Annotated in this window: 11 protein-coding genes; 7 read left to right on the forward strand and 4 right to left on the reverse strand. The window is 72.4% G+C overall.

What is annotated here, in order from left to right:
* The first annotated feature begins 112 nt into the window (after positions 1-112).
* On the forward strand, positions 113-1,849 hold the full coding sequence (locus tag ACFYYB_RS16675; protein ID WP_389435921.1) for a M23 family metallopeptidase: 1,737 nt from the start codon (positions 113-115) through the stop codon (positions 1,847-1,849).
* A 107-nt stretch (positions 1,850-1,956) separates the two neighbouring features.
* On the opposite strand, the gene pcrA is transcribed toward ACFYYB_RS16675, so the two are convergent.
* A complete protein-coding gene (pcrA, locus tag ACFYYB_RS16680) occupies positions 1,957-4,485 on the reverse strand; it encodes a DNA helicase PcrA (protein WP_389435922.1) in 2,529 nt (842 codons plus the stop codon).
* A 169-nt stretch (positions 4,486-4,654) separates the two neighbouring features.
* Here pcrA and ACFYYB_RS16685 point away from each other — a divergent pair, with 169 nt between their 5' ends.
* The 4 genes from ACFYYB_RS16685 (at position 4,655) to ACFYYB_RS16700 (ending at position 8,454) form a co-directional block, all read left to right on the forward strand.
* On the forward strand, positions 4,655-5,719 hold the full coding sequence (locus ACFYYB_RS16685; protein WP_389435923.1) for an NlpC/P60 family protein: 1,065 nt from the start codon (positions 4,655-4,657) through the stop codon (positions 5,717-5,719).
* A gap of 244 nt (positions 5,720-5,963) precedes the next feature.
* The gene (locus ACFYYB_RS16690) at positions 5,964-6,488 is read left to right on the forward strand and encodes a hypothetical protein (protein WP_389435924.1); all 525 of its coding nucleotides are present in this window, start codon (positions 5,964-5,966) and stop codon (positions 6,486-6,488) included.
* 116 nt (positions 6,489-6,604) lie between these two features.
* Complete coding sequence (locus tag ACFYYB_RS16695; RefSeq protein WP_389435925.1) at positions 6,605-7,264, forward strand: class F sortase; 660 nt, start codon at positions 6,605-6,607, stop codon at positions 7,262-7,264.
* A 137-nt stretch (positions 7,265-7,401) separates the two neighbouring features.
* A complete protein-coding gene (locus ACFYYB_RS16700) occupies positions 7,402-8,454 on the forward strand; it encodes an NlpC/P60 family protein (protein WP_389435926.1) in 1,053 nt (350 codons plus the stop codon).
* 25 nt (positions 8,455-8,479) lie between these two features.
* On the opposite strand, the gene ACFYYB_RS16705 is transcribed toward ACFYYB_RS16700, so the two are convergent.
* Positions 8,480-9,175, reverse strand: a complete 696-nt coding sequence (locus tag ACFYYB_RS16705; protein WP_327305035.1) for a response regulator transcription factor — start codon at positions 9,173-9,175, stop codon at positions 8,480-8,482.
* Positions 9,172-10,467: a PspC domain-containing protein gene (locus ACFYYB_RS16710; RefSeq protein WP_389435927.1), complete on the reverse strand. Its 1,296-nt coding sequence runs from the start codon at positions 10,465-10,467 to the stop codon at positions 9,172-9,174. Before ACFYYB_RS16710 ends, ACFYYB_RS16705 begins: the two co-directional genes overlap by 4 nt.
* Before the next feature lie 131 nt (positions 10,468-10,598).
* Here ACFYYB_RS16710 and ACFYYB_RS16715 point away from each other — a divergent pair, with 131 nt between their 5' ends.
* Positions 10,599-11,987 carry a PspC domain-containing protein gene (locus tag ACFYYB_RS16715; protein WP_389435928.1) on the forward strand — a complete coding sequence of 463 codons (1,389 nt, stop codon included), beginning with the start codon at positions 10,599-10,601 and terminating at the stop codon, positions 11,985-11,987.
* Positions 11,974-12,207: a hypothetical protein gene (locus ACFYYB_RS16720; RefSeq protein WP_389435929.1), complete on the forward strand. Its 234-nt coding sequence runs from the start codon at positions 11,974-11,976 to the stop codon at positions 12,205-12,207. Before ACFYYB_RS16715 ends, ACFYYB_RS16720 begins: the two co-directional genes overlap by 14 nt.
* 68 nt (positions 12,208-12,275) lie before the next feature.
* Here the strand turns inward: ACFYYB_RS16720 and ACFYYB_RS16725 are convergent, their stop codons facing one another.
* Positions 12,276-12,812: a DoxX family protein gene (locus ACFYYB_RS16725; RefSeq protein WP_389435930.1), complete on the reverse strand. Its 537-nt coding sequence runs from the start codon at positions 12,810-12,812 to the stop codon at positions 12,276-12,278.
* Positions 12,813-12,826: the final 14 nt, after the last annotated feature.

The following is a 12,826-nucleotide window of genomic DNA, read 5'->3' on the forward strand; positions in this document are numbered from 1 at the left end:
GACCGCGACCATGCCCGCGACCTCGACCACGGGAGCGAATAACGACCTCCAGTCGAACGCTTTTCGAACTCAAGGCCAAGGGTGGGTCTTCAGCCGACCGAAAGGCGGCCGAATGCCCGGTTCCGCCGAGCACAAATCCCTCCGAAGATTGTCGTTGCGAGTAACCGCCGGGTACAGTCACGCCACTGCTCTCCTCCGAGGACCCCACATTCCTCGGCCACCCAGGCCCCCCGCTGCCGAGGCGAAAGAGAAGTTGGTGAACGACCGCCCCTCGTCGGGCCAGTACCCCGATTTCGGGTACGACGGCCTTTCCACCACCACCTTCGCTGGCGATTCAGCGTTCACGCCCTATGAAACGCAGGGCCAGGGCTACAACTACGGCGCCACCTACGGTTCCTACGACACCGGCTCGTACGACACCACGGCATGGGCCGCCCCCCAGAACGGCTACACACAGCAGTCCGCCGACGGATACGGCGGCTACCCCGCCCACGACGGCTACCTCTCGACCGTCCCCACGCAGGGCGGCGTCTCCCTGGACTATCAGTCCACCGCTTTCGGCTACGACACCTCCGCCGAGCAGACCGGGCACTGGTCGGTCCCCGGCTACGGCACCGAGACCGGTACCTACGACGCCACCGCCTGGAACACGGCCTCCGAGCAGACCTACGGCTACAGCGGTTACGAGCAGCAACAGCCGCAGCAGCAAGTCCCGGAGCCGACGCAGGATCAGGCCTACACCCAGGCCTACGCCCAACCCGATGAGCAGCAGTACGCCTACGACTACGGGTACGAGGCCTACACCGCCGCCCCCTCACCCGAGGGCGAGACGGCCTACACCGAGACCGCCGTCTTCGAGTTCCTCCCCGCCGGTGCCGGCCTCGAGGCGAACATCGAGACCGCGAACATCGAGACCGCGGACACGGATACGGATGGGGACGCGGACCTCGACCTGGACGCCCAGGTGCACGATCTCCCCACCCAGGCCATGCCCGTCACCCCGGCCGCGCCGGACGGTCCGCGTCCCTCGCGCCGCGCCGGCTCCAAGCCCGGCTCGAAGCCCGTCGCCAAGACGGGCAAGGCGAGTACCGCCAAGGCCGGTGCCAACAACCGCCGTCGCACCCCGGCCAAGCGGTCCGCGCTGCTGACCGTGGCCGTTCCCTCGGCCTGCGTGATGGGTGTCGCGGGTGTGGCCGCCGCCTCCGTGGGCGGGCTCACCGGTACGGAGAAGCCGTCCGAGGAGACCACCACCCTGGCCGCGCCCGACCCGGCCTCCATCAAGCCGGTCGCGGCGAACAGCAAGCTCGACACACAGCTCACCGCCCTCAGCGCCGACGCCGGCGACTTCGCGGACCGCGCGAGCCGCACCCAGGAACGCATCGACCTGCGCCTGCGCCAGGACGAGGAGAAGAAGCGGAAGGCGGAGGAGGCGGCGGCCAAGGAAGCGGCCCGCCCCAAGTTCGCGCTCCCCGTCGCACGGCACGGCCTGAGCGCCGGCTTCGGCCAGGCCGGCGTCAACTGGATGTCCGTGCACACCGGCATCGACTTCCCGGTGGGCTACGGGACTTCGGTCATGGCCGCCACCGACGGCACCGTGCGCAGCCAGTTCAACAGCGCCTACGGCAACATGGTGATACTCACCGCGCCCGACGGCACCGAGACCTGGTACTGCCACCTCAGCAGCGCCAAGATCCGGTCCGGCAAGGTCAAGGCCGGCGACGTCATCGCGTACTCCGGCGACACCGGCAACTCCACCGGCCCGCACCTCCACTTCGAGGTGAGGCCGGGCGGCGGCTCCCCGGTCGACCCGCAGGCATGGCTGCGCGCCAAGGGCCTGAACCCGAACTGAGGCACTGCACGACGCGGAACGTGGAAGGGCCCGCCCCCCTCAGGGGGGCCGGGCCCTTCCACGTCGGCTGCTCGGCTACTCGGCTACGGAACCGTGCCGCCCGCCCGCTAGAGCTTCTGCACCGGCGCGTACCGCAGCAGCAGCCGCTTCGGCTTCTCGTCCCCGAAGTCGATGGTGGCCTGCGCGTCCGCGCCCGCTCCCTTGACCTCCATGACGGTGCCCAGCCCAAACTGGTCGTGCGTGACCCGGTCCCCGACCACCAGCGCGATGACCGGCTTGTCGGTGGCCCGCCGCGTCGCGAACCCCGACGGGCCCGACTTCGTACGCGACGAGGACAGGAAGGCCTCCGGCGAGGTGCCGAAGGTGGCCTTCGACCCGCCTCCGCCCGAGCCCGAGGATCCGTACCCGGAGCTGCGCATCGGGCCCGCCGGCTTCTGCGCCGCGCCCGTCCGCTTCCACTGCAGGTACTCGGCCGGGATCTCTTCCAGGAACCGCGACGGCGGGTTGTACGAGGGGGTGCCCCAGGCGCTGCGCATGCTCGACCGCGTCAGGTACAGCCGCTCGCGCGCCCGCGTGATGCCGACGTAGGCGAGGCGGCGCTCCTCCTCCAGTTCCTTGGTCTGGCCCAGCGCGCGCATGTGCGGGAAGACCCCGTCCTCCATGCCGGTCAGGAAGACCACCGGGAACTCGAGGCCCTTGGCGGTGTGCAGGGTCATGAGGGTGATGACCCCGTTGCCGTCGGTGTCCTCGTCCGGGATCTGGTCCGAGTCGGCGACCAGCGCGACCTGCTCCAGGAACTCCGCGAGGGTGCCCGGGCCCACCGGCGGGGCGCCGTTCTCGGCGGCCTCGGCCGCCGCCGCCACCCGTGCCTGCTCGAATTCGAGCGCCACGGCGGCGAGCTCCTGGAGGTTCTCGATGCGCGTCTCGTCCTGCGGGTCGGTCGAGGCCTGGAGTTCGGCGAGGTAGCCCGTACGCTCCAGGACCGCCTCCAGGACCACCGCGGGGCCGGCCCCCGAGTCGACGATGGTGCGGAGCTCCTCCATCAGCACGTTGAAGCGCTTGACGGCGTTGGTCGAGCGGGCGGCCATGCCGAAGGCCTCGTCGACCCGGCGCAGCGCCTGCGGGAAGGTGATCTTCTCGCGCATCGCGAGCGCGTCGATCATCGCCTCGGCGCGCTCGCCGATGCCGCGCTTGGGCACGTTGAGGATCCGGCGGAGCGGGACGTTGTCCTCGGGATTCGACAGGACGCGCAGGTACGCGAGGACGTCGCGGACCTCCTTGCGCTCGTAGAACCGGACGCCGCCGACGACCTTGTAGGGCAGTCCGACGCGGATGAAGATCTCCTCGAACACGCGGGACTGCGCGTTGGTCCGGTAGAAGATCGCGACGTCGCCGGCCTTCGCGTCGCCCGCGTCCGTCAGGCGGTCGATCTCGTCGGCGATGAACTGCGCCTCGTCGTGCTCGGTGTCGGCGACGTAGCCGGTGATGACGGCGCCGCTGCCGGCCTCGGTCCACAGGTTCTTCGCGCGGCGGTTCTCGTTGCGCTCGATGACCGCGTTGGCGGCGGACAGGATCGTCTGGGTGGAGCGGTAGTTCTGCTCCAGCAGGATCGTGGTCGCGTCCGCGTAGTCCTCTTCGAACTGGAGGATGTTGCGGATGGTCGCGCCGCGGAAGGCGTAGATCGACTGGTCGGCGTCACCCACCACGCACAGCTCGGCGGGCGGCAGGTCCGGGTAGCCGGTGCCGACCAGCTCGCGCACGAGCGTGTACTGGGCGTGGTTGGTGTCCTGGTACTCGTCGACCAGCACGTGCCGGAAGCGGCGCCGGTAGTGCTCGGCCACGTCCGGGAAGGCCTGGAGCAGGTGGACGGTGGTCATGATGATGTCGTCGAAGTCGAGCGCGTTGGCCTCGCCGAGGCGCCCCTGGTACATCGCGTACGCCTGGGCGAGGGTCTTCTCGAAACCGTCCGCGGCCTGCCCGGCGAAGGCGTCCGCGTCGATGAGCTCGTTCTTGAGGTTCGAGATCTTGGCGCTGAAGGTCTTCGGCGGGAACTTCTTCGGGTCCAGGTCCAGGTCGCGGCAGACGAGCGCCATCAGGCGCTTCGAGTCGGCCGCGTCGTAGATCGAGAAGGAGGAGGTGAAACCCAGCCGCTTGGACTCGCGGCGCAGGATGCGCACGCACGCGCTGTGGAAGGTGGAGACCCACATGGCGTTCGCGCGCGGACCCACCAGGCCCTCGACGCGCTCCTTCATCTCACCGGCGGCCTTGTTGGTGAAGGTGATCGCCAGGATCTGGCCGGGGTGGACCCCGCGCGCGCCCAGCAGGTGGCCGATGCGGTGCGTCAGCACGCGCGTCTTGCCGGAGCCGGCGCCGGCCACGATGAGCAGCGGGGAGCCCGCGTGCACCACGGCGGCGCGCTGCTCCGCGTTCAGCCCCTCCAGGAGGGCCGCCGGGTCGATGACGGGCCTGGGGGCTCCGTCCCGGTAGTACGCGTCCCCGTGCATGGGCGCGTCGAACCGGCCCCCGAAGAGATCGTCCGCGCCCGCCTCGGGGGCGGCGTGGTCTTCGGGCGGCGGGGGGACCTCTTCGGAGAGGGAGAGGTCGGCCAGGAAGCTGTCGTCAAAGAGGCTGCTCATCGCCTTCCGAGTTTAGGGGGCGGGACCGACAGTCGGTCCCGCCCCCGGAAAATCCCGGTCCCCCCACGGAAAATTCGGCGGCATATGCCCTGCGGACCCCTCCCGCCCCCTTCCGAGTCGCTCCCTCCGCCGCTAGCGTGCTCCGCCAACCGGAAGGAGGTGCCGGCCCGTGTACACGTACGGATTCCCCTCGTCCCAACCCTCCCCCCACCACCGCAAGCCGCGCACCCGAAGACATCCGAACGCCCCCGCCGCGGTCGTCACGACCGCGGCCCTTTCCTCCTTGGGCCTGCTCCTCCCCCACCAGGCCGCGGCGGCTCCGGCGCCCCGCCCCTCGGTGGAGGAGGTACGGACCCGCGTGGACGAGTTACACCGGCAGGCGGGCACGGCCACCCAGGCCTACGACGCGGCGGCCGGGCGGACCGAGGAACAGCGGGCCCTGCTGTCGGCGCTCATGGACCAGGTGGCCGCCACCACGCTGAAGCTGAACGAGGCCCGGCGGCTGCTCGGCAGCTACGCCGCCGACCGGTACCGCGGGACCGGCGGGCTCGGCGGGACCGCGACCCTGCTGCTCGGCGACGATCCGCAGGCCTTCTTCGCCCAGACACACCTGCTGAACCGGCTCGGCGGCCGTGAGGACGCACTGCTCACCCGGTACACCCGGGCCAGGGCGGAGACGGCCGGCAAGCGCCGGGAGGCGGCCGTCGTGGTCTCGGAGCTGGAGCGGGCGCAGGAGCAGCTGCGCGGGCGCAAGCAGGAGGTGCAGTCCCGGCTCTCGGAGGCGAACGCGCTGCTCGCGCAGCTCACCGCGACGGAGCGGGCGCGGGCCCTGGCCCCCCGGGCCCCGGCCGCCTCGGGACCGCGGCCGGGGGACGCCCCCGCGTCGGCGGCCGGCGTCAGGGCGGTGGCCTTCGCCCGGGCCCAGCTGGGGAAACCGTACGTCTGGGGCGCGACCGGCCCGCGCTCGTACGACTGCTCCGGCCTGACCCAGGCCGCCTGGCGGGCGGCGGGGATCACGCTGCCGCGCACCACTTGGGACCAGGTGAAGGCGGCTCCGCGGATCGCGACGAAGGATCTGCGGCCGGGGGACCTGGTCTTCTTCTACGCCGACATCAGCCACGTCGGGATCTACATCGGCGGCGGCCGCATGATCCACGCCCCGAGGCCGGGGTCGTCCGTCCGCGAGGAGTCGGTCTTCTACCAGCCGATCTACGGGAGCGTCCGGCCGGGGTGAGCGCGCCCCGGCGTGTCCGTCACTCAGCGCCACCGTTCGGCGGGGCCTCCGGCGCGGCGCTCACCGTCCGTATCAGAGGAGTTGGCGGGGCGCCCGCCAACTCACTCTCCCCGTTGGTCCGTTCGTGCCGCTCGATTCGCAGGTTCCGCCAACCGGACCTAGCGTCTAGCACGTCGAGGAGCATTTACTGCCTTTTGCGGACAAAGTGTTCGGGGCTGCACCTCGGGGACCCGGAGGATCCACCATGCGTGCGATACGCGTCGCATCCGTCACCCTGCTGTCCACCGCCGTCTTCGCGCTCACCGCACCGTCGGCCTCGGCCAACGACGGCGGGACCACGCCCAACGTCACGTCCTTCGGCTTCACCGTCTCCCCCGCCACGGTCGCCCCGGGCGGCACCGTCACGCTGAACGCCACCGAATGCCAGGAGCCCCTGGTCAAGGTCTCCTCCGGCGTCTTCGACGCGGTCGAGCTCAACGAGGGCAAGTCCGCCACCGTCACGGTGGACGCGGACGCCAAGGCGGGGGCCCAGTACGAGGTCACCTTCGACTGCAAGGGCGAGAAGGGCACGACCACCCTCACGGTCGCGGGCCACTCGACCGGCACCGGGACCGGAACGACCACTCCCTCCAAGGGCGTCAAGGCCGGCCTCGGCGGCGGCGCCGGCGGGCTGAACGGCACCGAGATCGCGGCCGGTTCCGCGCTGCTGGCCGGTGCGCTCGGCGGTGGCGTGTACCTGATGCGCCGTCGGGCCGACGGCAACGCCTGACCGCCGGCCCTCAGACCGCCGGGCCCGTCCGACCCGCCCCTGGCCACCGGACGGACCCGGTCCAGCACCCGCACCACGGCCCCCGGCGCCACCGCATCACCGAAGGAGCACGCATCATGCCCCGCCCCCAGGAGCGTACGAAGCCTCGCGGCGGCTGGGGCGTCGTCGCCGTGGTCGCCCTCAGCGGCACGTTCCTCCTCACCAACGGCCTCGACCCGAACGGCGGTCCGCCGCAGCCCGCGCAGGCCGCCTCGCTGGTCAGCGACCCGGCCCACGACGAGGCCGCCCGCCGCCTCCCGCCGGCCCCGAAGCCGCTGAAGTCCTCCCCGCCGACCCGGATCCGGATTCCGGCGGTACAGGTCGACGCCCCCGTCACCCGTGTCGGACTCGACGCCGAGGGCTGGGTGGACGCGCCGCCGCCGCAGGACGGGAACCTGGCGGGCTGGTACGGGGGTTCCCCCGCTCCGGGCGCCCAGGGCACGGCGGTGATCGACGGGCACGTGGACAACGGGCAGGGTCCGGCCGTCTTCTACACCCTCGGCTCGCTCGAGCGGGGCCGGCACATCGAGGTGGACCGACGGGACGGCCGTACCGCCGTGTTCACGGTGTACGGGATCGAGGTCGTCGGCAAGAAGGGCTTCCCGGCGGCCCGGATCTACGGCCCCAAGGGTGCTCCGGAGCTCCGCGTGATCACCTGCGGCGGCGGCTTCTCGAAGAAGGAGGGCTACGACGGCAACGTGGTCGTCTTCGCCCGCCTGACGGAGATCCGCGGATAGAGCCGACCCCGGTACGGACACCCGAGCCACCAGGTCCGGTCACGTACGGCCACTTCCGATCATCTCGTCATCCGGCCGTTACCTTCGGGTCTAGCGTCCTCCCCCAAGCACCGACGGAGGAAGGACGTGAGGCCCTCGTGGCCAGTCATCGAAAGCCCAGGCAGCGCCCGCTCAACGGCGGCACGGCACGGAGCACCGTACGCACCACCGCCGCCACCCTCGCCCTCGCGGGCGCTGCCACCGCCACCGCGTTCGAAGGCACGTCCCAGGCCGATCCGCAGCAGACGCCCTCACAGGTCAAGGCGGAGATGGACCGGCTCTACGAGGAGGCCGAGGCCGCGACGGACCGGTACAACGGGGCGAAGGAGAAGGCCGACGAGGCGCAGCGCGCGCTCGACGGGCTGCGGGACCAGACCGCCCTCAAGACCGACCGGCTCAACACGGCGCGCAGCGCCCTCGGTTCGCTGGCCGCGACGCAGTACCGCAGCGGCACGCTGGGCGCCGCCGTACAGCTCGCGATGTCCGACGATCCGCAGGAGTACCTGGACCGGGTCGCGCTCATCACCCGCGCCGGAAACCGCAAAGCCGCCGAGATCTCGGCCGTGCGGCGGGGGCTCGACGAGGTCGGACAGCTCAAGGAGCAGGCCGCCGGACGCCTCGCCGACCTGCGGACCCAGCAGCGCGAACTCGCGGGCCACAAGGCGGAGATCGAGGAGAAGCTGACCGCCGCGCAGCGGCTGCTGGCCAAGCTGACGGCCGAGGAGCGCGCGTCCTACGAGGCCCGCTCGGCCGGCCCCGCCCCGAGCGCCCCCGCCACCCGGGCTCCGCTGCCCGCCGACAGCTCCCGCGCGGCCCGCGCGGTGGCCTTCGCGTACGGGGCGATCGGCAAGCCGTACGTGTGGGGGGCGACGGGACCGGGCTCGTTCGACTGCTCCGGCCTGACCCAGGCGGCGTGGCGCGCGGCCGGGGTGTCGCTGCCGCGCACCACCTACACGCAGATCAACGCGGGACAGCGGGTCTCGCGCGACGCGCTGGCCCCCGGTGACCTGGTGTTCTTCTACTCCGGTGTCACGCACGTCGGCATGTACATCGGCAACGGCCAGATGATCCACGCCCCGCGCCCCGGCTCCACGGTCCGCGTCGCGCCGATCGACTCGATGCCCTGGGCCGGAGCCTCCCGCCCCGCGTGAGCTCCGGGTGGGTGCCCTGCCGGGCTCAGATCAGCCGGCGGGCCGTCGCCCAGCGGGTCAGCTCGTGGCGGTTGGAGAGCTGGAGCTTGCGCAGCACGGCCGAGACGTGGGATTCCACCGTCTTGACCGAGATGAACAGCTGCTTGGCGATCTCCTTGTACGCGTACCCGCGGGCGATCAGCCGCAGCACCTCGCGCTCGCGCTGGGTGAGGCGGTCCAGGTCCTCGTCGACCGGCGGGGCGTCCGTCGAGGCGAAGGCGTCGAGCACGAAGCCCGCGAGGCGCGGCGAGAACACCGCGTCCCCGTCCTGGACGCGGAAGACCGAGTCCACCAGGTCGGTGCCGGTGATCGTCTTGGTGACGTAGCCGCGGGCGCCGCCCCGGATGACTCCGATGACGTCCTCGGCCGCGTCGGACACCGACAGGGCCAGGAACCGTACCGGGTCCTCGACGGCGCCCATCAGCGGGGCGCAGCGGCGCAGTACCTCGACGCCGCCGCCGCCGGGCAGGTGCACGTCGAGGAGCACCACCTCGGGGCGGGTGGCGGTGATGACGGTGACGGCCTGGTCCACGTCGGCGGCCTCGCCGACGACCTCGACCCCGGTCCGCTCGGTCTCGCCGATCTCGGCCTGTACCCCGGTGCGGAACATCCGGTGGTCGTCGACGAGCACCACCCGGACCCTCCTGGTCGCGCCGCCGGTGCTCGCGCTGTCCTCGGTCATGCTGCCTTCGCCGCCCTCTCCATCTCCAGCTCGACTTCCGTGCCGCCGTCGGGCACGGACCGCAGTCGCGCGGTCCCGCCGTTGCGCTGCATCCGGCCGATGATCGATTCTCGTACGCCCATGCGGTCGTCCGGTACCGCGTCCATGTCGAAGCCGGGTCCGCGGTCCCGTACGGACACGAACACCGTCTGGCCCTCCACCTCGGCGTACACCTGGACGGGGCCGCCGTCGCCACCGTACTTGGCGGCATTGACCATCGCCTCGCGCGCGGCCTGCATCTGTGCGGCCAGCTTCTCGTCGAGGGGGCAGTCGCCGACGACGACCACCTCGATCTGCACCCCGTGGTGGTCCTCCACCTCGGCGGCGGTCTTCTTCACGGCCTCGGCCAGCGTCGTCGGCTCCTCGCCCTCGTCCTTGCCGGTGCCCTCCGGCTTGTACAGCCAGTTGCGCAGCTCCCGCTCCTGGGCGCGGGCGAGGCGGCGCACCTCGCCGACGTCCTCGGCGTTGCGCTGGATCAGGGTGAGGGTGTGCAGCACGGAGTCGTGGACGTGCGCGGCCACCTCGGCGCGCTCCTGGGCGCGGATGCGCATCAGGCGCTCCTCGGAGAGGTCCTGGGTCATCCGGATCAGCCAGGGGCCTGCCAGGAGGGCGACGCCGACGAGGACGGCGAGGGTGGCGGTCAGGACGTTGCCCAGCTGGGCGGCGGAGCCGCGGACCACGATGAAGACGGTCAGGCCCACGCCGACCAGGGCCACGCCGGCGAGCGCGCGGGCGGCCTGCAGCAGCCGGGCGTGCCGGCCGGCTGCCGCGTTCCAGTGGGCGCGGCGGGCGTTGTCGGCCTGGCGCCAGACCAGGACCACGCCGGCTCCGACGAGCAGGGTCGGCCACACGTACCGTCCGGAACTGCCGCCGACCTGGACCTGGGAGATGAAGATGCCCGCGCCGACGCACAGCGCGATCAGCGCGATGATCTGGCCCCGCTCGGGCTTGCGCAGCCGCCGGGTGCCGTCGGGGAGGGTGTCGAAGTAGGAGCGGTGGCCGCTGCGGCCGCCGACGCCCAGCGGTACGAAGACCCAGAACGCGGCGTAGAGCAGCACGCCGAGTCCGTCGCCCCACATGAACAGGCCGAGGAAGGTGAGCCGGACCCAGACGACGGGCAGGCCCAGGTGCCCGGCGAGGCCGCGCGCGACTCCGCCGAGCATCCGGCCGTCGGCGCTGCGGTAGAGCTTGCGCTGCGGCGTCTCGTCGGAGTCCGGTGCGTACGGCGGGCGGGGGGCGGCTGCTACGGGCATGTCACCGATGGTCACACGCCTGCGGTGCCCGTGACATCAGGGCAGCCCCCCAGTTCTCTCGGGGGGATATCAGGGTTGCGCCAGGGTAGATCCGGATGCCCGTGGCGACCCCGGACCGTCACCATGTACGCATGACCGAAGTACACGATTCCCCGCCGCCGGACGCAGGCGCCGGCAGGAGCACGGCCGGCGCGGGCGCCGGCTCCGCTTCGACGCCCGCCGAGCGCCCTCCCCTGCGCCGCGGCAAGCGCGACAAGGTGCTCGCGGGCGTGTGCGGCGGGCTGGGCCGGTACTTCGGTCTCGACCCGGTGATATTCCGGATCGTGCTCGGCGTCCTCGCCGTCACCGGCGGCGTCGGTCTGATCTTCTACGGTTTCGCCTGGCTGCTGCTGCCCCAGGAGGGCGAGGAGGACAGCGAGGTGAAGAAGCTGCTGACCGGCCGGGTCGAGGGCTCGACGCTGGCGGCGGTGTTCGCCGCGCTGGTGGGCTGCGCCCTGTTCCTGTCGATGCTGGACAACGGCGGGCTGGCGGTCTTCTCCGTCCTGGCCGTCCTCGCGCTGGGAGCCGCGGCCTACTGGTCGCAGCGGCGGCGGAGCGGACCCGGCGGGGCTCCCGAGGAGAAGGCCGCGCCGGGCGCCGAGTTCGAGTACCCGGCGGCCACCCGCACCGGGCACCGCACGGCGCACAGTCCGGCGCCGCCCGAGACCCAGGCGCCGCCCACGCCCGGCGGCCCGTCGTGGTGGCGGGATCCGCTGGTCAAGGACGGCACCACCGGGCCGGTCGGCTCGACCGGGTACCTGTGGGGGCCCGAGGACTCGGTGCCCGCCGGTCCCGGCGGCGGTCCGGCGGCGGCTCCGCCGTCCGGGGATGACCTCCCCTGGGAGCCCCGCGGCGGCATCGGCGGCCGGGTGTTCGTCCTCGCCGCGCTGGCCGGGAGCATCGCCACGGCCGCGGTCTGGGAGGGCAGCACCCTGAGTCACGCCCTGCAGGTCGGCTTCGCCGCCGGCCTCGCCGTCTTCGGCCTGGGGCTCGCGGTGAGCTCCGTCAAGGGCCGCACGGGCTTCGGCACCATCCTGCTCTCGGTGATCACGGCCGGCCTGCTGGCCGCGTCGGTCGCACTGCCCAAGGACATCAGTACCGACTGGCGCGTCGTGGACTGGCATCCGACCGCGGTGGCCGAGGTGGCCCCGGTCTACGAGGCGGGTACCGGGCTCGCCACCCTGGACCTCAGCCACGTGGACGTGCCCAAGGGCACCACCGTGCCCGTCCGCGCCTCCATCGACGCCGGCCGGCTGCGGGTGATCCTCCCGAGGGAGGTCACCGCGAGGACGGAGGCGACGGTCAGGCTGGGCGACATCCAGATGCCCGGCGACACCAGCGAGGACATACGCGTGCGCAACCGCACCGAGACCCGGGAGGCGACGCTGCCCCCCGCCTCGGGCACCCAGGCCGGCGGCACGATCGAGCTGCACCTCAGCGCGGGTGTGGGACAGGTGGAGGTAACCCGTGCGGCGTCATGAGTTCCAGCCGGGACGGCTGATCGCGGGACTGGTCCTGATGGCGGCCGGGGTCCTCTATCTCCTCGGCGCGGCGGGCGAGGCGGATCCACCCTGGTTCTTCGTCCTCATGATGACCGCGGGCGGCCTCGCCTTCGCCGCCGTCACCGGGCTGGTGACCTACGCCGTGCGCCGCGACCGGCGCGAGCGGATCGGGGAGACCCGCGGGTCCGGCGGGAGGTGACGTCCCGCTCGTCCCGGATCGGCGGACCGCTCGCCCCGGACCGCTCCCCGGACCGGCGGACCTGTCCCTCAGCCGGCGGGCCGCCGCCGGCCCCTGATCAGGGCGTCCAGTGACCACAGGGGTGCCCCGGCGAGGATCAGCGGGGTCCAGGCCATCAGGTAGATCAGGTCGTTGCCGTAGTAGTACGGGGTCACCGCCCAGGACACGGTGAGCCACAGGCTGAGCGAGATCAGCGCCCCGCCGACGGACGCGATCCGGGTCAGCAGTCCGGCCAGGACCCCCAGGCCGACCAGGAGCTCCCCGATGGCCAGGGCCACGGCGAAGCCGACGGGCGCCTTCAGGGCCAGGTCCACCATGGCCGGGATCGCCGAGGTGTCGCGCACCCCGCGCATCAGTTCGCCGATGGAGCCGCTGCCGGTGGCGGAGAGGAACGCCGAGTCGGTCAGCTTGTCCAGGCCCGCGTAGACGAAGGTCACGCCGAGGAAGATCCGCAGGGGCAGGAGCGCGTGGCGGGCGGCGAGTTCGCGCAGACCGTGCGGGCCGCTCGGGCCGGTCGGTCCGGTGGGTGCGTCAGGGGCGCCGGAGGGGACGTCAGTTCGGGTCACGCGTCATGTGTACC

The organism is Streptomyces sp. NPDC002886 (assembly GCF_042888445.1).
Classification (GTDB): domain Bacteria; phylum Actinomycetota; class Actinomycetes; order Streptomycetales; family Streptomycetaceae; genus Streptomyces.

Bases quoted from the DNA above. Each gene is read 5' to 3' on its own strand.
- ACFYYB_RS16710 (WP_389435927.1), bottom strand. From the start codon at position 10,467: ATGCCCGTAGCAGCCGCCCCCCGCCCGCCGTACGCACCGGACTCCGAC.
- ACFYYB_RS16675 (WP_389435921.1), top strand. From the start codon at position 113: ATGCCCGGTTCCGCCGAGCACAAATCCCTCCGAAGATTGTCGTTGCGA.
- pcrA (WP_389435922.1), bottom strand. From the start codon at position 4,485: ATGAGCAGCCTCTTTGACGACAGCTTCCTGGCCGACCTCTCCCTCTCC.
- ACFYYB_RS16695 (WP_389435925.1), top strand. From the start codon at position 6,605: ATGCCCCGCCCCCAGGAGCGTACGAAGCCTCGCGGCGGCTGGGGCGTC.
- ACFYYB_RS16705 (WP_327305035.1), bottom strand. From the start codon at position 9,175: ATGACCGAGGACAGCGCGAGCACCGGCGGCGCGACCAGGAGGGTCCGG.
- ACFYYB_RS16715 (WP_389435928.1), top strand. From the start codon at position 10,599: ATGACCGAAGTACACGATTCCCCGCCGCCGGACGCAGGCGCCGGCAGG.
- ACFYYB_RS16690 (WP_389435924.1), top strand. From the start codon at position 5,964: ATGCGTGCGATACGCGTCGCATCCGTCACCCTGCTGTCCACCGCCGTC.